At 66.7% G+C, this 22,831-nt stretch carries 17 protein-coding genes; 12 read left to right on the top strand and 5 right to left on the bottom strand.

What is annotated here, in order from left to right; all coding sequences use genetic code 11:
- The first annotated feature begins 47 nt into the window (after positions 1–47).
- Genes queC through purH form a run of 3 tightly spaced genes read left to right on the top strand, consistent with a single transcriptional unit; the run spans position 48 to position 3,477 of the window.
- The gene (queC, locus tag DEF76_RS00305; protein ID WP_114910611.1) at positions 48–764 is read left to right on the top strand and encodes a 7-cyano-7-deazaguanine synthase QueC; all 717 of its coding nucleotides are present in this window, start codon (positions 48–50) and stop codon (positions 762–764) included.
- Positions 761–1,903, top strand: coding sequence for a glycosyltransferase family 4 protein (locus tag DEF76_RS00300; protein ID WP_114910610.1), 1,143 nt, complete (start codon positions 761–763; stop codon positions 1,901–1,903). The genes queC and DEF76_RS00300 overlap by 4 nt, the downstream gene beginning before the upstream one ends.
- Positions 1,900–3,477, top strand: coding sequence for a bifunctional phosphoribosylaminoimidazolecarboxamide formyltransferase/IMP cyclohydrolase (gene purH / locus DEF76_RS00295; protein ID WP_114910609.1), 1,578 nt, complete (start codon positions 1,900–1,902; stop codon positions 3,475–3,477). Before DEF76_RS00300 ends, purH begins: the two co-directional genes overlap by 4 nt.
- Before the next feature lie 188 nt (positions 3,478–3,665).
- Here the strand turns inward: purH and DEF76_RS00290 are convergent, their stop codons facing one another.
- On the bottom strand, positions 3,666–4,640 hold the full coding sequence (locus DEF76_RS00290) for a quinone oxidoreductase family protein (RefSeq protein ID WP_114913562.1): 975 nt from the start codon (positions 4,638–4,640) through the stop codon (positions 3,666–3,668).
- Between the two features lie 11 nt (positions 4,641–4,651).
- Positions 4,652–5,137: a methylated-DNA--[protein]-cysteine S-methyltransferase gene (locus DEF76_RS00285; protein ID WP_114910608.1), complete on the bottom strand. Its 486-nt coding sequence runs from the start codon at positions 5,135–5,137 to the stop codon at positions 4,652–4,654.
- 246 nt (positions 5,138–5,383) lie between these two features.
- Here DEF76_RS00285 and DEF76_RS00280 point away from each other — a divergent pair, with 246 nt between their 5' ends.
- A complete protein-coding gene (locus DEF76_RS00280; RefSeq protein WP_114910607.1) occupies positions 5,384–6,091 on the top strand; it encodes a PEP-CTERM sorting domain-containing protein in 708 nt (235 codons plus the stop codon).
- An 88-nt stretch (positions 6,092–6,179) separates the two neighbouring features.
- Here DEF76_RS00280 and DEF76_RS00275 read toward each other — a convergent pair whose 3' ends face one another.
- The gene (locus DEF76_RS00275) at positions 6,180–8,207 is read right to left on the bottom strand and encodes a thioredoxin domain-containing protein (RefSeq protein ID WP_205216062.1); all 2,028 of its coding nucleotides are present in this window, start codon (positions 8,205–8,207) and stop codon (positions 6,180–6,182) included.
- Positions 8,208–8,400: 193 nt separating this feature from the next.
- On the opposite strand from DEF76_RS00275, the gene DEF76_RS00270 reads away from it, so the two are divergent.
- Genes DEF76_RS00270 through DEF76_RS00245 form a run of 6 tightly spaced genes read left to right on the top strand, consistent with a single transcriptional unit; the run spans position 8,401 to position 14,330 of the window.
- On the top strand, positions 8,401–8,751 hold the full coding sequence (locus DEF76_RS00270) for a (2Fe-2S) ferredoxin domain-containing protein (RefSeq protein ID WP_114910605.1): 351 nt from the start codon (positions 8,401–8,403) through the stop codon (positions 8,749–8,751).
- A 10-nt stretch (positions 8,752–8,761) separates the two neighbouring features.
- Positions 8,762–10,078, top strand: a complete 1,317-nt coding sequence (gene mnmE, locus DEF76_RS00265) for a tRNA uridine-5-carboxymethylaminomethyl(34) synthesis GTPase MnmE (RefSeq protein WP_114910604.1) — start codon at positions 8,762–8,764, stop codon at positions 10,076–10,078.
- A gap of 44 nt (positions 10,079–10,122) precedes the next feature.
- Complete coding sequence (mnmG, locus tag DEF76_RS00260; RefSeq protein WP_114910603.1) at positions 10,123–11,967, top strand: tRNA uridine-5-carboxymethylaminomethyl(34) synthesis enzyme MnmG; 1,845 nt, start codon at positions 10,123–10,125, stop codon at positions 11,965–11,967.
- A 17-nt stretch (positions 11,968–11,984) separates the two neighbouring features.
- Positions 11,985–12,620 carry a 16S rRNA (guanine(527)-N(7))-methyltransferase RsmG gene (locus DEF76_RS00255; RefSeq protein WP_338025763.1) on the top strand — a complete coding sequence of 212 codons (636 nt, stop codon included), beginning with the start codon at positions 11,985–11,987 and terminating at the stop codon, positions 12,618–12,620.
- Positions 12,621–12,654: 34 nt separating this feature from the next.
- A complete protein-coding gene (locus tag DEF76_RS00250) occupies positions 12,655–13,437 on the top strand; it encodes a ParA family protein (protein ID WP_240319304.1) in 783 nt (260 codons plus the stop codon).
- Entirely contained in the window at positions 13,434–14,330 is an 897-nt protein-coding gene (locus DEF76_RS00245; protein ID WP_114910600.1) for a ParB/RepB/Spo0J family partition protein, read from the top strand. The genes DEF76_RS00250 and DEF76_RS00245 overlap by 4 nt, the downstream gene beginning before the upstream one ends.
- Before the next feature lie 38 nt (positions 14,331–14,368).
- Here DEF76_RS00245 and DEF76_RS00240 read toward each other — a convergent pair whose 3' ends face one another.
- Positions 14,369–16,660 carry an NADP-dependent malic enzyme gene (locus DEF76_RS00240; RefSeq protein WP_114913561.1) on the bottom strand — a complete coding sequence of 764 codons (2,292 nt, stop codon included), beginning with the start codon at positions 16,658–16,660 and terminating at the stop codon, positions 14,369–14,371.
- Positions 16,661–16,806: 146 nt separating this feature from the next.
- Between DEF76_RS00240 and mutS the strand changes: the two genes are divergently transcribed.
- The gene (gene mutS, locus DEF76_RS00235; protein WP_240319064.1) at positions 16,807–19,494 is read left to right on the top strand and encodes a DNA mismatch repair protein MutS; all 2,688 of its coding nucleotides are present in this window, start codon (positions 16,807–16,809) and stop codon (positions 19,492–19,494) included.
- An 8-nt stretch (positions 19,495–19,502) separates the two neighbouring features.
- The gene (locus DEF76_RS00230) at positions 19,503–22,337 is read left to right on the top strand and encodes a [protein-PII] uridylyltransferase (RefSeq protein ID WP_114913559.1); all 2,835 of its coding nucleotides are present in this window, start codon (positions 19,503–19,505) and stop codon (positions 22,335–22,337) included.
- A gap of 83 nt (positions 22,338–22,420) precedes the next feature.
- On the opposite strand, the gene DEF76_RS00225 is transcribed toward DEF76_RS00230, so the two are convergent.
- Positions 22,421–22,810 carry a type II toxin-antitoxin system VapC family toxin gene (locus tag DEF76_RS00225; RefSeq protein WP_240319063.1) on the bottom strand — a complete coding sequence of 130 codons (390 nt, stop codon included), beginning with the start codon at positions 22,808–22,810 and terminating at the stop codon, positions 22,421–22,423.
- Positions 22,811–22,831: the final 21 nt, after the last annotated feature.

Here is a 22,831-nt window from a genome sequence, read left to right as displayed (position 1 = left end):
GATATAGGGCATTGCCAGGCGGGATCGAAGGGCGGCATGAAGGTGCCATGAGTGAGCGGGCCGATCACGCGCTGGTCTTATTCTCGGGCGGGCAGGATTCGACGATTTGCCTTGCCGACGCGCTGGCGCGCTATCCTTACGTCGAAACCGTCGGCTTCCGCTATGGCCAGCGCCATGCGGTGGAACTCGCCTGCCGGCCGGTGATCCGCGAAAAACTCGCCGCCATGGCGTTTCCCGGCCGGCTCGGCGCCGATCATCTGATCGATCTCGGGCCGGCGATGGCGGCGATCGGCGACACCGCGCTCACCAGCGAGGCGGCGATCGCGCTCGGCGCGGACGGGCTCCCCAACACGTTCGTCCCCGGGCGCAATCTCCTGTTTCTGACGCTGGCCGCGGCGCTGGCTGCGCGCCGTGATCTTCGGCGCATCGTCGGCGGCATGTGCGAGACCGATTATTCCGGCTACCCCGATTGCCGTGACGATACCATCAAGGCCATGCAGCTCGCCCTCAATCTCGGGATGGGCCGGCATTTCGTGCTCGAAACCCCGCTGATGTGGCTCTCCAAAGCCGAGAGCTGGCGGCTCGCGGAAGAACTCGGCGGCGAGGCGCTTCTCGCCCTGATCGTCGAGGAGACCCATACCTGCTATCTCGGCGAACGCGGCGCGCGGCATGAATGGGGCCATGGCTGCGGCACCTGCCCCGCCTGCGTCTTGCGCGCCAGCGGGTATCGCGCCTTTCGCGAAGGTGGGCCGGCCGGCGCGTGAAAATCGTCGAGATCACCAGCGTCGATTACGCGCTCTGGCATTTCGTGATGCCCTTGATGCGGGCGATGCGCGCGGCCGGGCACGAGGTGATCGGCGTCTGCGCCGAGGGGCCGCATCTCGCGGACGCCCGCGCCGAAGGGTTTCGCATCCTCACCGTCCCGATGGCGCGCAGCCTGTCGCCGGCGGCGCAATGGCGGGCGTTTTGGGCGCTTTATGCGCTTTTGCGGGCGGAAAAACCCGATCTCGTGCACGGCCATATGCCGATCAGCGGGCTTTTGGCACGGTTTGCCGCCCGCCTCGCTGGCATCCCGCGCATCGCCTATACCTGCCATGGATTTTTGTTCAATCAGCCGGGGCCGCTCTGGCGCCGCGGCCTCGCGCTCATGCTCGAATGGCTCGGCGGGCGTGTGACCGACATCTATTTCACCGTTTCCACCGAAGAAGCGGCCGATGCCAAGCGGCTTCGCATCGCCCGCGCGCCGATCGCGATCGGCAATGGCCGCGACCCGGCGCGCTATCACCCCGATCCGGCGGCGCGGGCGCGGATCCGCTGCGAACTCGGCGTCCCTGAAGATCGTGTCGTCGTCATCATCATCTCGCGCCTCGTCCGCCACAAGGGCCACCCGGAATTGCTCTCGGCGATGCGCGCGGTGCCGGATGCGGAATTATGGGTGGTCGGCGAACGGCTCGCGACCGATCACGGCGCCGATCTCGAGCCCTATTTCGCCGCCGCCGGGCTCGGCGCGCGGCTCCGGCGGCTCGGCTATCGCGCCGATATCCCGGCGCTTCTCGCCAGCGCCGATATTTTTGCCCTGCCCAGCCATTTCGAGGGGCTGCCAATGTCGGTGATCGAGGCGATGCTCTGCGGGCTGCCGGTCGTCGCGACCGCGATCCGCGGCCCGCGCGAGCAGGTGATCGATGGCGAGACCGGGTTTCTGGTGCCGCCGCGCGCCATCGCCCCGCTCGCCGAAGCGCTTGCGCGCCTTGCCCAAGATGCCGCGCTCCGCGCCCGCATGGGCACGGCGGCGCGGGCGCGGGCGGAAGCGCTCTATGATGAGGCCAAGGTGATCGCGCGCACGCTTGAGCATCTCGGCCTCTCGGTCTATCCCGCCGCGAGCCAAGCCGGAGAGCAGACATGACCCGCGAGACCGATCTCGTTCCCATCCGCCGCGCCTTGATCTCGGTTTCCGACAAGACCGGGCTCCTCGATCTCGCGCGCGCGCTCGCCGCGCGCGGCGTCGAAATTCTTTCCACCGGCGGATCGGCGCGGGCGCTCGCGGGCGCCGGGATCGCCGTCCGCGAGGTCTCAGACCACACAGGATTTCCCGAAATTCTCGACGGCCGCGTCAAAACCCTGGTGCCGCAGATCCATGGCGGCATTCTCGGCCGCCGTGACCTCGCGTCCCATCAGGCCGAGATGGCGGCGCACGCGATCGCGCCGATCGACCTCGTCGTCGTCAATCTCTACCCGTTCGAGGCGACCGTCGCCGCCGGTGCGTCAGCGGAAGATTGCGTCGAAAACATCGATATCGGCGGCCCGGCGCTGATCCGGGCGGCGGCCAAAAACCATGAGTTCGTCGCCGTGCTCACCGATCCCGCGCAATACCCGGAAGCGATCGCGGCGATTGCGGCGCATGGCGGCTTGCCGCGCGCGGCCCGCGTCGCGCTTGCCGGCGCCGCCTACGCCCGGACAGCGGCCTATGACGCGGCGATCGCCGCCTGGTTTGCGCGCGGCGAAACCTTCCCCGCGCGCCTGACGCTAAGCGGCGTCCGCGCGCAAACCCTCCGCTACGGCGAAAACCCGCATCAGGCGGCGGCATTTTATCGCAGTAACGAGCGCCCCGGGGTCGCGACCGCGCGGCAGATCCAGGGCAAGGAACTCTCCTACAACAATCTCAACGACACCGATGCCGCCTTCGAATGCGTCGCCGAGTTCGAGGAGCCGGCGGTGGTGATCGTCAAACACGCGAACCCCTGCGGGGTTGCGCGCGCCGAGACGCTGGCGGCGGCATGGGAGCGGGCGCTCGCCTGCGATCCGGTCTCGGCCTTCGGCGGCATCGTTGCCGCGAACCGCCCGCTCGATGCCGAGGCCGCCGCGCGGATCGCCGCGATTTTTACCGAAGTGATCATCGCGCCCGACGCCACCCCCGAGGCACAGGCGATTTTGGCGCGAAAGAAAAATCTCCGCCTCTTGCTTACCGGCGGCTTGCCCGATCCCGGCGCGCCGGGGATATTGGTCAAATCGCTCGCCGGCGGGTTTCTCGCCCAGACCCGCGATCATGGCCGGATCACGGCACATGACCTCACGATCGTGACGAAGCGCGCGCCATCCGCCGCGGAAATCGCCGATCTCCTGTTCGCCTTCCGGGTTTGCAAGCACGTCAAATCGAACGCCATCGTCTATGCCAAGGCGGGGGCGACGGTCGGGATCGGCGCCGGGCAGATGAGCCGTGTCGATAGCGCCCGCATCGCCGCCTGGAAGGCCGCCGAAGCGGCCAAAACGGCGGGCTTGGCGGCGCCGCTCACGGCCGGCAGTGTGGCCGCGTCCGACGCGTTCTTTCCCTTCGCCGACGGGCTGGAAGCGGTCATCGCGGCGGGGGCAACGGCGGTGATCCAGCCCGGCGGCTCGGTTCGCGATGCCGAAGTGATCGCAGCCGCCGACGCCGCCGGCATCGCCATGGCGTTTACCGGCATGCGCCATTTCCGGCATTGAACCTGCCGTGAGGACGCCGGAAGGCAAAGGCAGGATCTTCTTTTTCTGAAGAAAAAGAAGCAAAAAGACTTTTGTCCCGTTTTCTCGGAGTTGCCAATACCTCGGCATGGGCAGTGCCTGCGGCACTGCCCAACGGACAAAAGTTTTTTGGTTCTTTTTTTCAAAAAAGAACCCTTCTCATTTTCGACTTACGGCAGCAAAACCGTGCTGCCGGTGGTCTGGCGGGCCTCTAGCGCCCGGTGCGCGGCTTCGGCTTCCCGCAGGGGAAATGTCTGATTGACCATGATCTGCACCGCGCCGCTTTGGACCACGTCGAACAGGTCTTGCGCGCTCCGCTCGAGATCGGCGTGTTTCGCGGTGTAGGTCGCGAGACTGGGGCGAGTGAGATAGAGGCTGCCCTTGGCGCCGAGCATCCCGACATCGATCGGCCCTGCGGGGCCGGAGGCATTGCCGAAGCTCACCATCAGCCCGAGCGGCGCGAGACTGTCGAGGCTCGCCATGAAACTGTCCTTGCCGATACTGTCATAGACCACCGGCACCATCGCCCCGCCGGTGATGCGCTTGACCTCCGCGGGCAGGCACTCATAGCCGATCACCACCTCGGCGGCGCCATGCGCGCGGGCGAGTTCGGCTTTCGCCGGGGTTGAAACCACGCCGATCACCCGCGCCCCGAGATGTTTCCCCCATTGACACATGATCAGGCCCACCCCGCCGGCAGCGGCGTGGACGACGATGGTATCACCGGGTTTGACGACATAGGTGCGGCGCAGGAGATATTGCGCCGTCATTCCTTGCAGCATCATCGCCGCGGCGGTGCGGAAATCGATCCCATCGGGGAGCTTGACCAACCGGTCGGCGGCGATCGAGCGCTCGGTGGCATAGGCGCCGATCGGCCCCGAGGCATAGGCGACGCGATCGCCAACCGCGAGATGGGTAACCCCCGGCCCGACCGCGGTGACCACGCCGGCGCCTTCCATGCCCAGCGTCGCCGGCATGGTGGGCGATTTATAGAGCCCGGTGCGGTAATAGACGTCGATATAGTTGAGGCCGACCGCCTCGTGGCGGACCCGCGCCTCGCCCGGCCCGGGCTCGGGCAAGGGTACCTCCTCCCAGCGCATGACCTCCGGGCCGCCATGGGTGTGAATACGGATCGCGTGCGTCATCTCGATCTCCGTCAATGCCCGGCGATCATGCCGGAAGGAAGGGATTGGCTCAGGCGCCGCTCATGGTCGAGCAGCCAGGTCTTGGTCTCAAGCCCGTCCGGGGCGGAATAGCCGCCCAATCCGCCCGCCGCCACCACGCGATGGCAGGGGATGAGAATGGGCAGCGGATTGGCGCCATTGGCGCGGCCGACGGCGCGGGCAGCGCTTCGCAGCGTCGTCGCGAGTTCGCCATAGGTGCGGGTCGCGCCGAACGGAATGCGGCGGAGTTCGCCCCAGACGCGGCGCTGAAAGGCGGTGCCGTGTGGCGCGAGCGGCAGATCGAAATCCGCCGCCGAGGCCAAGCCATCGAAATAATCCTGCAACCGCGCACGCGCCGCGCGAAGGAGCGGTGTCTCCGCCTGATCGCGCCCCCAGCCCCAATCGAGCGCCACCAGCGCGCCTTCCTCCTCGGAAAGCGTGAGGTCGCCGATCGGCGTGTGCAATGAGAGCTGCGGCATCGCTTACGTGTTCCTCCACATCTTGGCCCGCGGCAGCGAACGAGGCGGGATGCGAGCCCCGCCGGCGTCGCTTGTCAAGCGCCCGCGTGCCCGCCGCCGGCAATCACGCGGCATAGGCGGCGCCGAAGGGAATGGCGGCGAAAAGCCGCGAAATTGGATCTTGCGCCCGCATTTTTAGATTTACAAATCGTTAAATTTGAGTCACGCTTGTCACGTCGAATTGGGTTTTCATGGAAAGGCACTGCGATGTCGTTGCGCCGGGCGCTCGTCTTCTTCCCCGCCGCGCTGTTGCTGATGGCGGGTGCGGCGCATGCGCAAAACAACGAGCCGCCCCCCCTGGGTGCCATTCTCGACCTCAATGGCCAGCCCATCCCCTATGCCGCGCCGCAAGGCTATTCGGTGGATTTCACTGCCGGTGTCGCAAATACCGCCATCACCTTTGCTTTCCGCGATGATCCGGCGTTTATCTCGTTTTCGGATGCCTCGGTGATCAATCTGACCGCCGGCAATGGCGTCAATCTTCTCACCAACGGCGATTTCAGTGGTGGCACCTATAGCGATAACGGGAACAGTTTGACGCCGATTGGCTGGACTTATGCCAATGTCTATGGTGCGAGCTTCGGGGGCGTGGTTAGCGCCGGGTGCGGCGTTGGCGGCGGGGATTGCTGGCGTGATGGCGCCGTTGGGGCCTATGACGCGATCAGCCAGACCATCGCGACCACGGTCGGTGATAATTATCAGATTTCCTTCGATGTCCAGGAAAGTTCCGGGCTAGCCGATTTCTCAAGCCTCAGCACCAATGGGCAAACTGGGACTTCTGGGAACGGCATCGACGTTCTTGCCTATGCCCAGGCCGGTCTGCCACCGGCGAATGTGCCGGAGCCGGCGAGCCTTTCTCTGCTTGCCGCCGGCGCTGTTGGCGCCTTCCTCGCCCGCCGCCGCCGCGCGGCCTGAGCAAACCGGGCCGTGCCACCGGCGCGGCCCCAGGGAAAAGTTTTTTGGTTCTTTTTTTCAAAAAAGAACGTCTTTCCTTGGCCTCGCCCTATCCCGTTATCAGCGCCACAAGCGCCGCAGGCGTGGTGACGGGAAGGCCGCAGGTCTGGCGGCGGCAGAGCATCGCCGCCGCTTTGTCGGCGGCTTTGCCGAAAGCCGGATGGTCGGGCGAAAGCGCGGTCTCGGGGCCGATCGCGAGCACACTCAGGGTTGGGTCGGGGTTCGCGCGGGCGACGTTGAGGAGTGCCGCCCGAGCCGGGTCGTCGGGCCGGCCGGTGACGATGATCGTCCCGCCCTCGGCGAGCAAGGTTGCGGCGGCAAGGAGGGTCGGGCAGGCCTGAAGCATCTCTTCCCGACCGCTGAAAGCCGCCAATAGCGCCTCCGCCCGCTCGCGCCAGAGTGCCGCGCCGGTAAGGTGATAGAGGCGGGCGAAAACCTCCGCCATCAGGCCGTTGCCCGAGGGCGTCGCGTTATCGGCGACGATGCGGGGGCGGATGTCGGCGCCGAGCGGGATATCCGTCGCGTCGGCGGCGGTCGCGTAATAGGCGCCGGCGCCATCGCCGAACCAATGGAGCGCAACCTCGGCGAGGCGTTCGGCGTCGGCGCGATAGGCGGGATCGCCGGTCGCCTCGAAAAGCGCAAGCGCGGCGCGGGCCATCGCCGCCTGATCGTCCAGCAGGCCGGCGGCGAAAACTTCTCCCGCTCGCCAGGCATGCGCAACCCGCCCATCATGATCGGCGAGGTTCGTCATGATGGCACGATAGGTGGTTTCGGCCTCGGTGAGCCAGGCGGGCTGGTGAAACACCGCGCTCGCGCCGGCGAGGGCGGCGATCATCAAGCCGTTCCAATCGGCCAGCACCTTGTCATCGCGCCCTGGGCGGATGCGGCGCGCGCGATGGGCGCGAAGGCGCTCGCGCGCCCGTGCGAGAAGCGCTTCGTCCTCTTCGCTGCCGCGCGCGGTGACGCGGCGGAGAATGGTATGCCCCTCCCAATTGCCGTCTGCCGTCACATCATAGGCGGCTTTGAACGCCGGGCTTTCGGCGCCGAGCACGGCATCGATCTCGGCTTCGCGCCAGACATAGAATTTCCCCTCTTCGCCCTCGCTATCGGCATCTTCGGAGGCGGCGAAGGCGTGGCCGCCCGGCAGGGCGACCCGCATGTCACGCGCGAGCCAAGCGGCGATGCCGGAGGCCGCCTCGGCCAATAGCGGGTCTGGCGCGCGGGCGGCGGCGAGGCTCAAGAGGTCGAGAATTTGCGCGTTGTCGTAAAGCATTTTCTCGAAATGCGGGACGAGCCAGATGGCGTCCGTCGCGTAGCGGGCGAAGCCGCCGCCGAGATGATCATGGATGCCGCCGGCCGCGAGTTTTTTGAGCAAAAGCGTGACCGCGGCGATGCCGTTCGCCGCGTTGCCGATCATTCCCTGCTGCCAGAGAAAGCGGAAAATCGGCGCGTTGGGAAATTTCGGGGCGCCACGGAGCCCGCCCTCGATCGGATCGCAGGCGGCGAGAAGCCGGTCCGTGGCGCGCGCGATGGCGTCCGGCGCGATGGCGCCGCCAGGATGGGCGCGGGCCATGGCGGCGAGGGCGCCGGTCAGGCTTGCGGCACTTTTGGCGATCGCCGCGCGGTCTTGTTCCCAGGCGCGCGCGAGCGCTTCCAGCACCTGCCGGAAGGAGGGTTTGCCCCAGCGCGGCTCGGGCGGAAAATAGGTGCCGCCCCAGAACGGCGCGCCGTCCGACGTCAGGAACATGGTGAGCGGCCAGCCGCCCTGCTCGCCCATCGCGTGCAGCGCCTGCATATAGAGATGATCGATGTCCGGGCGCTCCTCGCGATCGACCTTGATGGCGACGAAAGCCTGGTTGATCAGCGCCGCTATGGCCGGATCCTCGAACGATTCATGCGCCATGACGTGGCACCAGTGGCAAGCGGCATAGCCGATGGAAAGCAGGATCGGCCGTCCGCTCACCCGCGCCTCGGCCAGCGCCGCCTCACCCCAGGGACGCCAGGCGACGGGGTTATCGGCGTGCTGGAGCAGATAGGGGGAACGCGCTTGGCGAAGCTGGTTACCAGATTGGGCCACAATGTTTTTCCTTTACGTCTCGGCGCCGTGGCGCCGCAGGCACCACTCATCGGGGAAAAGTTTTTTGGTTCTTTTTTTCAAAAAAGAACGTCTTTTCCCTTCCCGCGCGCGCCTTGGAAAGTTCATACCATCCGCTAGATAAGCGCAAGCTGCTCGGCTGTCGGCGCGGCGGAGGCAGGGACATCTCGACATCATGGCAGGCCGTCTGGCGGATGATCCGCCGCTCTATTTTTCCGCCCATCTCTTTGTTTGCTGCAACCGGCGGCCCGAGGGCCATCCGCGCGGCAGTTGCGCGGCCAAGGGGTCAGAGCGGCTGCGCGATTATATGAAGGCACGCGCCAAAGAGATGGGGCTGCGCGGGGTTCGGGTGAATAGTGCGTTGTGTCTCGACCGCTGTGAGCTTGGTCCCTGCCTCGTCATTTACCCAGAGGGGGTATGGTATAAAATCGCGACCCCGGCCGATATCGACCGCGTGCTGGAAAGCCATGTGCGTGATGGCAAACGGGTGCAGGCGCTGATGTTGCCAGCGGCAGGGAACGAATAGAGGCGCGGCGTTGGCGGAACACGAGGACACGATCTTCGCCCTCGCCTCCGGCGGCGGCCGCACGGCGGTCGCGGTTCTGCGGATCAGCGGCGAGAAGAGCGGGGCGTTGCTCGATGCGCTCTGCGGCCGCCGGCCACCACCGCGCCGCGCGAGCTTGCGGCGGGTTCGAGATGCAAGCGGCGAGACGCTGGACCAGGCGCTGGCGCTCTGGCTTCCCGGCCCCGGCACCTATACCGGCGAGGATAGCGCGGAGCTGCATCTGCATGGCGGCCCGGCGGTGATCGAGGCGGTGGCGGAGGCGTTGATCGCGGCCGGCGCGCGGCCAGCCGAGGCCGGAGAATTCACCCGCCGCGCGTTTTTCAACGGTCGCATGGACCTGACCGCGGCCGAAGCGGTTGCCGATCTCGTGGAGGCGGAAAGCGCCGAGCAGCGACGTCAGGCTTTGCGGCAGATGGAGGGGGCGCTCGGGGCGCTCTATGAGGATTGGTCGCAACGGCTGATGCGGGTTTTGGCACAGCAGGAGGCGCTCATCGATTTCCCGGACGAGGATCTGCCGGCCGATGTCGCGCGCCGGCTGGCAACGGAGATGGCGACCTTGGCGGCGGAGATCGCGGCGCATCTCAACGATAATCGTCGCGGCGAGCGCACCCGGGAAGGGCTCAGGATCGCCATCATCGGTCCACCCAATGTTGGCAAATCGAGCTTGATCAATCGCTTGTTGGCGCGCGATGTCGCCATCGTCTCCGATCTTCCGGGCACGACGCGCGACGCGCTCGAGGCACGGCTGGTGCTCGGCGGCATGGTGATGACGGTGATCGATACCGCGGGGCTGCGCGAAACCGAAGATCGGATCGAGGCCGAGGGCGTTCGTCGTGCCCGCGCCCGCGCCGCCGAGGCCGATATCGTGCTCGCCATGCACGACGCCTCTCAGCCGGAAGCGGTATTGGACGCCGCAGCTATGCCGCACGCCGGCGAGGTGATCTTGGTCGCGAACAAGCTCGATCTCGCGTCGGGGCGCGATATCGGCGATGCGATCGGCGTGAGCGCGCTGACCGGGCAGGGGTTGGAGCGGCTGTCGGATGCCTTGATTGCCGCCGGACGCCGGCTCACCGCGCGCACCGGCCCGCCACCCTTGACCCGCCCCCGTCATCGCGCCGCGCTCGAGGCGGCGCTTGCGGCGCTGACCCGGGCGATGGCGGAGCCAAGCGAGGAGCTGCGCGGCGAGGAGTTGCGGATCGCGCTGCGGATGATCGGGCGCGTGACTGGGCGCTGGGGGGTCGAGGAGATCCTCGGCGAAATTTTCTCCCGCTTTTGCATCGGGAAATAGATCGGGATACCTAACCTCCTGATCGGTACGATGAGGATGCGGGGATGAAGCCTGACGTGGTGGTGGTCGGTGGCGGCCACGCGGGGTGTGAGGCGGCGGCGGCGGCGGCACGGGTCGGCGCGCGTGTCCTGCTCATTACCCATGACCGGCAGAAGATCGGCGAGATGTCTTGCAACCCAGCGATCGGCGGCATCGGCAAGGGGCATCTCGTGCGCGAGATCGACGCGCTCGACGGGTTGATGGGTGCGGCGATCGACCGCGCCGGCATCCATTTCAAGCTGCTCAACCGCAGCAAGGGTCCAGCCGTGCGCGGCCCGCGGGCGCAGGCCGACCGGGCGCTCTATCGTCAGGCCATCCAAGAATTACTGGCCGCATATGACGCTCTCGAGATCCGCGAAGGCGAGGTCAGCGATCTCATTCTCGACGACCGCCAGCAAGTTCAGGGTGTCACCACCCGCGATGGCGCGCATATCGCCTGTAGCGCGGTGGTTTTGACCGCCGGCACGTTTCTGCGCGGCCTCGTCCATATCGGTGCGGTGCAGACCCCAGCCGGCAGGATGGGCGAAGCCCCAGCGGTGGGGCTGGCGTTGACGCTGCAGCGCCTGGGTCTGCCGATGGGGCGGCTGAAAACCGGTACGCCGCCGCGGCTGGACGGCGACAGCATCGATTGGTCGGAACTCGCGGTGGACCATGGTGATGACCCACCACTTCCCTTCAGCACCCTCACCCAAGCGATTACCACCCCGCAAACCGTCTGCCATCTGACCGCGACGACGCCGGCGACGCATGAAATCATTCGCGCCAATCTGGCGCGGTCCGCGGTCTATGGCGGCAAGATCGCCGGGCGCGGGCCTCGCTATTGCCCGTCGATCGAAGACAAGATCGTCCGCTTTCCGGATCGGCAGCGCCATCAGATTTTTCTCGAGCCGGAGGGCCTCGCCGACAGGACGATCTATCCGAACGGTATCTCGACCAGCCTGCCCGCGGACGTACAGACCGCCTTTCTGCGGACGATCCCCGGGCTTGCACAAGTTCGCATGCTACGACCCGGCTATGCCGTGGAATATGATTACGTCGATCCGCGCGCCCTTCACCCGACCTTGCAAGTCAAATCGGTGCGGGGCCTCTTTCTCGCCGGACAGATCAACGGAACTACGGGCTATGAGGAGGCGGCGGCGCAAGGTCTGCTAGCCGGCATTAATGCCGGACGATATGCCGGCGGGCTGGGCGGCGTGGCGATCGACCGGGCGGACGGCTATAGCGGCGTCATGATCGATGATTTGATTACCCAAGGGGTTACCGAGCCCTATCGGATGTTCACCTCGCGGGCGGAATATCGGCTCACGTTGCGCGCGGATAACGCCGATTTGCGGCTAACATCGAAGGGGATCACTTGGGGGTGCGTGAGAACGGTACGTCGGAGGGCGTTCGAGGCTTATTTGGATGCCGTCACGGCGGCCCGTGCGCGCGCTGAAGCAGAGGGGGCGACGCCAGCGGAATTGGCGCGGCGCGGCATTGCCGTCCGAGCGGATGGATGCCGGCGATCGGTTTTGGCGCTCCTTGGCCTGCCTGGTGTCTCGTTCGAAGCGTGCGTCGGCCTATTCCCCTGGCTCGGGGCGCTCGATCCCCGTGTTGTCGAGCAATTGCGCGTCGAAGCGCAATATGCCGGGTATTTGGCCCGGCAGTCGGCCGAGATTCGCGGCTTCCGCAAAGAGGAAAGCGTGCCACTTGGACACGCGGTCGATTATGCGCGGATTGGCGGGCTCTCGGGAGAGTTGCGGGAAAAGCTCAGCCTTATTCGCCCTGAAACTCTCGGCATGGCGGCGCGGATCGAGGGCATGACGCCGGCGGCGATGGCGGCGTTATTTGCCGCCGTCCGCCGGCAATGAGCGACGCTCCGTTTCACGTGAAACGCGCTGACCGCGAAATGTTGGCGCAGCTTGGCGTTTCACGTGAAACCCTCGCGCGGCTAGAGACCTATGTTGCTCTCACTCTTCGCTGGTCCCCATCCATCCGCTTGATATCACAGCGCGACGAAACCTTCGTCTGGCGCCGCCATGTCCTCGATTCCCTACAAATCATGCCGCTTCTCCGCGACATCGCCCCCCCGGCGGCGGATTTTGGTTCCGGCGGCGGATTTCCCGGCTTGGCACTCGCCATCGCACTGAATCGCCCGTTTCATCTCATCGAATCCGATACCCGCAAATCCGCCTTCCTGATCGAAGCCGCGCAGGCAACTGGCGCTATGATCACCGTCCATCCCAAACGAATCGAAGCCGTGACACTTCCGCCGTTGCGCCTAATCACCGCGCGCGGTCTTGCTCCGCTCACGACGCTTCTTGCTCTCGCCGCCCCCAAACTCGCCCCCGACGGCGCCTGCTTTTTCCATAAAGGCCGAAACGCCGCGGCCGAGTTGACGGCCGCTCGCCATCGATGGCAGATGGAGGTCATCTGCCACCCAAGCCGAACTGATCCCTCCGGGACCATTCTTCAGATCAGCGGGGTCACGCGTGCCCGTTCTCTCCCCTACCCTAACGCCTAACCCCTCGGCCACGCCCCGGCAGGGTCGAACGCTCATCGTCGCGGTGGCCAATCAAAAAGGCGGCGTCGGCAAGACAACCACCTCCGTCAATCTCGCCGCCGCGCTCGCCGCCGCCGGCCAATCCGTCCTCCTGGTTGATCTCGATCCGCAAGGCAACGCATCCACCGGTCTCGGCCTCGAACGTGCCGCGCGGCGCGGCGGCACTTACGCATTGCTCGCTCATGCCGATACGCCGGAACATCTGATCCAATCGACCGATATCGACAATCTTGCGCTCATTCCTGCCGACCCTGACCTCGCGGGCGCGGAAATCGAATTGGCAGCGGCGGCGCGCCGCGAATATCAATTGCGCGAGGCTCTCGCGCCGCTTCGCGAGAGCGGGCATTACCGCGTTATCATCATAGATTGCCCGCCGAGCCTTGGCTTGCTGACGCTGAATGGGTTAGTCGCCGCCGAGTCCGTGCTTGTGCCTCTGCAATGCGAATTTTTCGCGCTGGAGGGCATAAGCCAGCTCACGCGCACCATTGACCGCGTCAGCCGCTCGCTCAATCCTGGCCTACGCCTCGATGGCATCGTGCTCACCATGTATGACCGGCGCAACAACCTCTCTGACCTGGTGGCAGCGGACGCGCGGGGATTTTTTGGTGAAAAGGTTTATGAGACGGTGATCCCGCGCAATATCCGTATCTCCGAAGCGCCGAGCCATGGCAAACCGGTTCTGACCTACGATCCACGTTCCGCCGGCACCGTGGCTTACCTGCGCCTCGCCGAGGAATTTGCCGCGCGCCACCAAAACAGGGACACGAGTTCGCCATGAGCGCAAAGGAAACCAGCCCCCGCCTTGGGCGTGGCCTCGCTGCCCTGCTCGGTGATGGCGCGACGTCGCAAAATCGTGCAGACGGCAGCTTAGTGCACATCCTGTCGGTCGCGGATCTTATCCCCTCGCCGTTTCAGCCGCGCAAAACCATCGACCCGCAGGGTGTCCAGGAACTCGCCGCCTCGATCGCGGCGCGAGGCGTGCTGCAGCCGTTGCTCGTCCGCCCTGATCCGGCGGCGCAAGGGCGCTATCAAATCATCGCCGGAGAACGCCGCTGGCGCGCCGCGCAAATCGCCGGCATCCACGAGGTGCCAACCCTCATTCGCGATCTCTCCGACAATGACGCGATGATGGTGGCGCTGGTCGAAAATCTTCAGCGCCAGGATCTCAACGCCATCGAAGAGGCCGAAGGCTACCGCCGGCTGCTCGATGAATTTGGCCTCACGCAGGATGATCTCGGCCGGTCTGTCGGCAAGTCACGGAGCCATATCGCCAATACTCTTCGCCTGCTCAATCTTCCTGCCGCGGTGCTTGGCGAACTGCGCAACGGCAGCCTCTCCGCCGGCCATGCGCGAGCACTGCTCGCTCACCCCGACCCGGAAAAAGCAGCCCTGTTGGTGATCGCACGCGGGCTCAATGTTCGCCAGACCGAGGCCCTCGCCAAACAGCGCGCCCCCATCGCCCCGGGCGTGAACGCACCGCCGGCCAAGCCGCACGATCCCGAGACCGCTGCCCTGGCGCAAACGCTCGCCGAACGCCTCGGCCTTCGCGTCGATATCGCTTTCAATGGCCAGGGCGGCACTGTCCGCCTGCATTATCGCTCACTCGATCAGCTCGACGGGATCGTCGCACTCCTCACCCGGGACGACAACGAGGCCGTCGGCGACGACTGATATCAGTCGCCCGGGCTTTCACGCGCTTTTGCGTCCCTTTACCGCCGCAGCTCCAACGCCTGATGCGCCGCCAACGTCGCGATATCGACGATCTGGCTGACGGACGCATCCATCGGCAGGAGTTGCACCGCGTGTTGGAGCCCAATGAGGAGCGGCCCGATGGTGCTGCCGCCGCCAACCCGGGGCGCCAGCCGAGAGGCGATGTGCGCCGAATGCAAGCCCGGCATGATCAGCACATTGGCCGGCCCGGTCAGGCGGCAGAACGGATAAAGCGCCCGCAAGCTCGGCTCCAACGCCACATCCGGGCTCATATCGCCGTCATATTCGAAATCGACGCCGCGCCGGTCGAGCATCGCGACGGCATCACGGATCGCCTGCCCCGTCGGGTGCATCGGATTGCCGAAGGTCGAGTGTGACGTCAAGGCAACGCGCGGCTCATGGCCCAGGCTTCGCGCCGCCGCCGCACTGCCGAGCGTGATGCCAACCAGTTGCTCGGGGCTCGGCCGCTCATGGAGCAGCGTATCGGCGATGAAAATCGTGCCGCCGCGGCTGGTGAGTAGCAAAGTGAGGCCAAAGGCGATCCGACCCGCGGCCGGCTCGATGACGTGGCCGATATCCTCCATGCAGACAGAGGTCGAACGGGTGGCGCCGGTCACCATGGCGTCGGCATCGCCGGTTGCCACCATACAGGCGGCGAAGATATTGCGATCCTGGTTCACCATGCGCTGGCAGTCGCGTGCGAGAAATCCCCGCCGCTGCAATTTTTGATAGAGAAATTCGGCATAGCGCTGATTGGCGCCGGAGAGCCGGGCATTGTGGATCTCGATTCCTTCGACCTGCCCGAGCCCGAGCGTCTCCATGGTGGCGAGAACCCGCGCCTCGCGGCCGATCAGAACCGGCGTGCCATAGCCGGCATTGCGGAACGCGACCGCCGCGCGCACGATTTTTTCCTCCTCGCCCTCGGCGAACACGACACGACAGGGGCTCGCGCGAACACGTTCCATGATCGCATCGAGTGCGCTCGCCGTCGGATCGAGACGACCGGATAATTCTCTTGCGTAACGACGCAGATCAGCGAGCGGCCGCCGCGCAACCCCGCTCGCCATCGCCGCCCGCGCCACCGCCGGGGGAATGCGTGAGATCAGGCGGGGGTCAAAGGCGTTCGGAATGATATAGTCAGGGCCAAAACAAAGTCGCCCGCCGGCGGAGGCCGAATGCACCTCGTCGGGGACGTCCTCGCGCGCAAGCTGCGCCAAAGCTTCGGCGGCGGCGACCTTCATCCCTTCGTCGATGGTACGCGCCCGGACATCGAGGGCGCCGCGAAAGATATAGGGAAATCCAAGAACATTATTGACCTGATTGGGATAATCGCTGCGTCCAGTGGCGATGATGGCATCCGCCGCCGCCTCGCGGGCCTCTTCCGGGGTGATTTCCGGATCGGGGTTGGCCATCGCAAAGATGATCGGCCGCGGCGCCATCGCGCGCACCATCTCCTTGGTCATCGCCCCCTTGGCGGAGAGCCCGAAAAACACATCCGCCCCGTCCAGCGCTTCGCTCAGGCTGCGCGCCGAGGTCGCCGTCGCGTGCGCCGATTTCCATTGATTCATACCTTCGCTGCGGCCCTGATAGATAACCCCCTTGGTGTCGCAGAGAATGACATTTTCCGGCCGCATGCCCATCGCCTTGACCAGCTCGGCGCAGGCGATCGCCGCGGAGCCGGCGCCATTGATGACGAGCTTCGCGTCGCGCAATTCGCGCCCGGTGAGATGGCAGGCATTGATCAGTCCGGCGGCGGCAACGATCGCGGTGCCGTGTTGATCGTCGTGAAACACCGGAATATCCATCAATTCCCGCAATCTCTGCTCGATCACGAAACATTCCGGCGCCTTGATGTCCTCGAGGTTGATGCCGCCAAAGCTCGGGCCGAGAAAACGCACCGCGTTGACGAATTCCTCGACATCTTCGGTTGCGAGTTCGAGATCGATACCGTCGATATCGGCGAAGCGCTTGAAGAGCGCGACCTTGCCCTCCATCACCGGCTTGCTCGCGAGCGCCCCGAGATTGCCGAGGCCAAGCACCGCGGTGCCGTTCGAAATCACCGCGACCATGTTGCCGCGGGTGGTATAATCATAGGCCAGCGCCGGGTTTTTCGCGATCTGCAGACAGGGCTCAGCGACCCCGGGCGAATAAGCGAGGCTGAGATCGCGCGCTGTCGCGAGCGGTTTGGTGAGGCGGGTTTCGAGCTTGCCCGGCCGGCCCGTGGCATGGAGCGCCAGCGCCTCCTCGGCCGAAATGCGGGCCGTGCGCGTATCGGGTTGACCTTGCGGCATCGTCGTTTCCTCCTGAGCGAACTTTTGCCCATCATGCGCCATTCGCGGCAGGAAAGAAAAGACCGTCCCCGTCCATGCGGCCGGTGATGGGGGGACCTGCAAGATCATGCTTCGCAGCCTGGAGAGAGATCGCTACATCTCACATCATGACCGCTGCCCTCTCGCAACCGCCCACGATCATGCCCAACCCCGCCGGCGCGAGCCCGGCGCTCGCCCAGTGGTTCGCCGCCAAAGCCGCGCATCCCGACGCGCTGATTTTCTTTCGCATGGGCGATTTCTACGAATTGTTCTTCGGGGATGCCGAAGCCGCCGCCGCCGCGCTCGCGATCGCGCTGACCGCGCGCGGCAGCCATGACGGCGCGCCGGTTCCGATGTGTGGCGTGCCGGTCGCGAGCGCCGAATCCTACCTCGCCCGCCTGATCCGCGCCGGCTTCCGTGTCGCGATCGCCGAGCAGATGGAAGACCCGCGCGCCAAGCGCGGCGCCAAAACGCCGATCGATCGCGCCGTGGTCCGCCTCGTGACCCCGGGCACGCTGCTCGAAGAGGGGTTGCTCGACGCAACCCGGCCCAACCGCCTGCTCGCGCTCGCCGCCGGCGATGAGACGCGCGACGATGTGCAAGTGGGCGCCGCTTGGCTCGACATCTCGACCGGTGACTTCCGCACCAGCGCCGTCCCTAGCGCCGATCTCCCAGCCCTGCTCGCTGCCCTCGACCCCGCCGAAATCCTCGCCGCACCCGGCATCGCGCTCGGTGACTGGGCGGCACGCCGCGCCCCCGAAGACGCTGCCCCGCCGCCGCCGGCCGCGGCCAGGGGCGCCATCGCCGCCAGCTTCGCGGTGGCCAGTCTGGATGCTTTCGGCCATTTCTCCGACCTCGAAGCGATGGCCGCGGCTCTTGCCCTCGCCTATGTCCGCCGCACCCAGGCCGGAGCCCTGCCGCACCTCGCCCCGCCGGCGCCGCAGGGCCAGCGCGGCACCATGTTGATCGACGCCGCGACGCGTGCCAGCCTCGAAATCCTCCGCGCCCGCGATGGCGGGACGAAGCATACGCTCTTTGCCGCCGTCCAGCGCACCGCAACCGCCGCCGGCGGCCGTCTCCTCGCCGAATGGCTCGCAGCGCCGCTCACCGACGCCGCCGCGATCATCGCCCGCCAGGAGTCCTGGGCCTGGCTGCTTGCGACACCCAGGCTCGCGGAACATCTGCGCGGCGCCATCCGTGGCGCGCCCGATCTCGCCCGCGCCCTCGCCCGCCTCTCGCTCGGCCGCGCAGCCCCGCGCGATCTCGCCGCGGTGCGCGACGCGCTCGCCGCCGCGCGGGCCGCCGCAACCCTTCTCGACGAGGCCGGCCGCGATGGTGAGGCGGCAACGCCGCCGCCATTGCTCGAAGCGGTCCGTGCCGCGTTGCGCCCGGCGCCCGATCTTGCCGCGCGCCTCGCCCAAGCGCTCGCCGAGAGCTTGCCGGCACGCCTCGAGGAGGGTGGCGTGATCGCGCCCGGGTTCGATGCCGCGCTCGATGAAGCGCGCCGGCTGCGCGACGAGACGCGCCAGGTCATCGCCGCCCTTCAGCACGATCTCGCCACGCGCTACGGGGTTTCCGGCCTGAAGATCCGTCATCACGCGCAACTCGGCTATGTCATCGAGGTCGCCGCCGCAGCGGTTGCGAAACTGACCGATCATCCCGATCTCATCATGCGGCAGGGCATGGCCAATGGCGCCCGTTTCACCAGCAGCGAACTTGCCGATCTCGACCGCCGCATCACTGAAGCGGCGGCGCGGGCGATGGCGCGCGAGCGGGAGCTGTTCGCGGCGTTGGTTGCGGAGACCTGCCAGATCGCAGAGGCGCTCGCGGCGTGCGCCGGCGCGCTGGCGCGGCTCGATGTCCTGCTCGGCGCCGCCGCCCTCGCCGCCGGGGGTGGCTGGTGTCGGCCGGTGATCCGCGAGGATAGCGCTTTTCGGGTCACCGCCGGCCGCCACCCGGTGGTCGAGGCGGCGCTCGCGGGCAAGGCGCGCTTCGTGCCCAATGATTGCGATCTTTCGCCCGAGCGCCGCGTGCTTTTGCTCACCGGGCCCAACATGGCCGGCAAATCGACCTATCTCCGTCAGAACGCATTGGCCGCCATTCTCGCCCAGGCCGGTTTGCCAGTGCCGGCGGCGTCCGCCGAAATCGGCATCGTCGATAAGCTTTTTTCCCGCGTCGGCGGCGCCGATGATCTCGCCCGCGGCCAAAGCACGTTTATGGTGGAGATGACCGAAACCGCCGCCATTCTCCGCCAAGCGGGGCCGCATTCCCTCATCGTGATCGATGAGATCGGCCGTGGCACGGCAACCCTCGATGGGCTCGCGATCGCCTGGGCGGTGCTCGAAGCGCTGCACACCGAGATTCGCGCGCGTTGTATTTTTGCCACGCATTTTCACGAGCTTGCCCGCCTGACCGCCGAGCTGCCGCGCTTGTCGCCGCACACCATGCGGGTCGTCGAACACAAGGGCAGCGTCGTGTTCCTGCACGAGGTCATTGCCGGCGTCGCTGGCCGCTCCTGGGGCGTGCATGTCGCGCGGCTCGCTGGCGTGCCGGCATCGGTGGTGCGCCGCGCCGGCGACGTCCTCGCCGCCCTCGAGCGCCGCGCCGCCGGCCTCACCACCGACGCCGAATTGCCGCTTTTCGCCGCCGCGGAAAACGCCAAGGCCGAGACCGCGCACCCCCCGCCCCCCCTCTCGCCGGTGCTTTCGGCCCTGACCGCGATCGATCCCGACCAATTATCGCCAAAAGAGGCGCTGGAAACGCTTTATCGCATGCGCGAAATACTTGCGGACGCAGCCCTGTCCGAAGGAATATGATGCCAATGATGTTGACCTCACCCGCCGCGCCGCTGCTGCCTGAGCGTGCCTCGTCCGAGCTCGCCCAATCGCTCGCCGATCTCATCGGCGAGATGTCGGGCGGCGAGGAGGGGAGCGAGGCGCCGGCGCGCGACGCCGCGTTCGGCGTTTTCCGCCGCCATCTCGCCCGCATTCAGGGGCATGTCCGCGATGTCTTCGAGCAAGGAAGGCTCGCCGGCTTGCAAGCCGCGCAATTGCTCGGCGAACTCACGGACGGGCTGGTTTCGGCTCTCCACGCCCATGCCGTTCAGATCAACGGCGCCCCCGAGCCGCTCGCCCTGGTCGCGACCGGTGGCTATGGCCGCGGCATGCTGGCGCCGTTTTCCGACCTCGACCTCCTGTTCATCACCGCGCGCGAACCAACCCCGGGGACGCTCCGCGTCGTCGAGTTCATGCTCTATTTTCTTTGGGATCTCGGCCTCAAGGTTGGCCACGCGACGCGCTCGGTCGCGCAATGCCTCGAAGCCGCGGCGAGCGACACCACCATCCGCACCACCCTGCTCGATGCCCGCTTCCTCGCCGGCGAACGCGCGCTTTTCGATGAGTTCCAGACCCGCTTTTCCGCTTTTTGCGCGGCCTCGCCCGGCGAGTTCATCGCCGCCAAGCAAGCCGAACGCGAAGCCCGCCATCGCCGCTTCGGCGACAACCCCTTCCTCGTCGAACCCAACATCAAGGAGGGCCGCGGCGGTCTCCGCGATCTGCAGACACTTTTCTGGATCGCCCGCGCGACCCTCGGCATCAAACGCTTCGAGGAACTCGCCGAGGCGCCCGGCTCCGGCAGCCCCTTGCTGACCGAAACCGAGTTGCGTCTTGCCCGGCGGTCATCGAATTTTCTCTGGACGCTGCGTTTTCATCTCCACTATGTCGCCGGCCGCGCCGAGGAGCGGCTGACCTTCGATCTTCAGCCGGTGGTCGGTGCCCGCATGGGCTATACCCGCCATGGCCGCCAGGATGGGGTCGAGCGCTTCATGCGGCATTATTTCCTCACCGTCCGCGAAATCGTCCGCATCTCCGGCGTTCTCGAACCGGCGTTGCTGCGCGCCGCCCTCGGCCCGCCGGCGCTCGCCGCGGAAACCGATCCCGCGTTGGTCGAAGCCGGTTTCGTGCTCGCCGACGGCAAGCTGCTCCCCGCCCCGGGCCGCGGCTTTGAGCGCGAGCCGCGTCAGATGCTGCGCCTTTTGCAAATCGCCCGTGATCGTGGCCTTGATCTCCATCCGCTGGCGTTGCGCGGCCTCATTCGCAACGAACGCGCCGCCGTCCTGCTTCGCCACGATCCCGAAGCGACGGCGCTGTTTCTCGATCTCCTCTGTGGGCGCACCCCCGCCCTCTATCGCGGCGCGCCGGCGCGGCCGGATGGCGCACGCTGGCTCGGCGTGCTCAACGAAACCGGGTTCCTCTCGCGCTTCCTGCCCGACTGGGCGCGCATCGTCGGGCAGATGCAGTTCGACACCTACCATGTCTTTACCGTCGATGAGCATACGATCGAGGCGGTGCGGGTGCTCAACCTGCTCGAGCAGGGCGACCTCGCCGAAATCGCCCCGGTCGCGACCGGGCTCGTCGATCATCTGCAATCGCGCCGCGCGCTCTATGTCGCGATGCTGCTGCACGACATCGCCAAGGGGCGCGGCGGCGATCATTCGGAGATCGGCGCCGAAATCGCGCTCGAGGTTGGGCCGGCGCTCGGCCTCTCGGCGGAGGAGACCGAAATGGTCTCCTGGCTGGTGTTGCATCATTTGCTGCTGAGCCAGACCGCCTTCAAACGCGATATCGACGACCCCAAAACCATCCTCGACCTCGCCGATACCATCCAGTCCCCGGAGCGGCTGCGCCTTTTGCTGGTGCTTACCGTCGCCGACATGCGCGCCGTCTCGCCGAAGGTCTGGAATGGCTGGAAGGCGACGCTGTTGCGCGAAATCTTCGGCCGGGTGATGGAAGTGCTCGAAGGCGGGCTCGCCACCACCGAACGCGACACCCGCGTCAATCGCGCGCGTGCGGCGCTCGCGGAGATCCTGGCGGACTGGCCGAAACCCGATCTCGAGCATTTCCTCGGCCTCGGTTACCCGAGCTACTGGCTCTCCTTCGACCCGCCGACCCATGCCCGCCACGCCGCGATGATCCGGACCGCCGAGGCTCGCCACGAGCGCCTGGTGGTCTCGTCGGAGCCGCTGCCGGCGCGCGCCGTGACCGAGGTCACGATCTATACCGAAGACCATGCCGGCCTCTTCAGCCGCATCGCCGGGGCGCTGGCCATCGCCGGCGCCTCGATCGTCGATGCGCGCATCCACACCATGACCAACGGCATGGCGCTCGACGTCTTTTGGATCCAGGATACCAGCGGCGGCGCCTTCGACGCGCCGCACCGCCTCGCGCGGCTCTCGGTGTTGATCGAGCAGGCGCTGTCCGGGCGGCTGCGCTTGGCGTCTGAAATCCGCAAACTCTCGCGCGGCTTGATCGGCAGCCGCATGCGCGCGATCCATGTGCCGCCGCGCGTCGTCGTCGATAACCACGCCTCCAGCACCTACACCGTGCTCGAGGTCAACGGCCGCGACCGCCCCGGCCTGCTCCATGACGTTACCGCCCGCATCAGTGCCCTCGGCCTTCAAATCGCCTCCGCCCATGTCACCACCTACGGCGTGCGGGCGGTGGACGTGTTCTATGTCAAGGACGTGTTCGGTCTGAAAATCGAAAACGAACAGCGATTGCTGCAGCTTCGTGCCGCCCTGCTCGAGGCGCTGACCCCGCCCGAGGACGCTTCCCCGCTCCCCGTCCCGGCCCCGACCCGCCGCCGCGCCGCGCGCGGATAGGCCGCGGGGCGACGGTGCGCCATGCCGCGCGCCGCACCGGCCGCGTCGTTGTGATGCGCGCAGGTGATCCTTGTTGGCCGATATCAGATCGCCCGGATCGGTCCTGGATATCGCGCGAGGTTGGCGTCCGCGGTCAGCAGCGTGATCCCCTCGAGCAGTGCCTGCGCGATCAGCATGCGGTCGAACGGGTCTTTGTGCAGCGGCGGCAGGAGGTCGAGGGCTGTGGCATGCGCACTGGTGACGGGAAGCTCGGCATAGCCGTTATCGAGCAGGCCACGCCGCAGCAGCCGTGCGTCGGCATGAAAATCCGCCCGTCCCAGTTGCTGCTTGATCGCCACCTCCCAGAGACTGGCGGCGCTGAACAGCAATTCGTTCGCTTCATCCTCAAGCAGCGTCCGCACGGCGCGCGGTGGTCGGCGCGGGGCGCCCGCTGCCCAGAGCAGCATCCTACCGATGAACGCTATCGTCGGCATCGGCGCAAACCCCGATCGTCG

This window comes from Acidibrevibacterium fodinaquatile, from assembly GCF_003352165.1.
Taxonomy (GTDB): Bacteria; Pseudomonadota; Alphaproteobacteria; order Acetobacterales; family Acetobacteraceae; genus Acidibrevibacterium; species Acidibrevibacterium fodinaquatile.
This window is presented reverse-complemented; position numbering and strand designations above follow the sequence as displayed.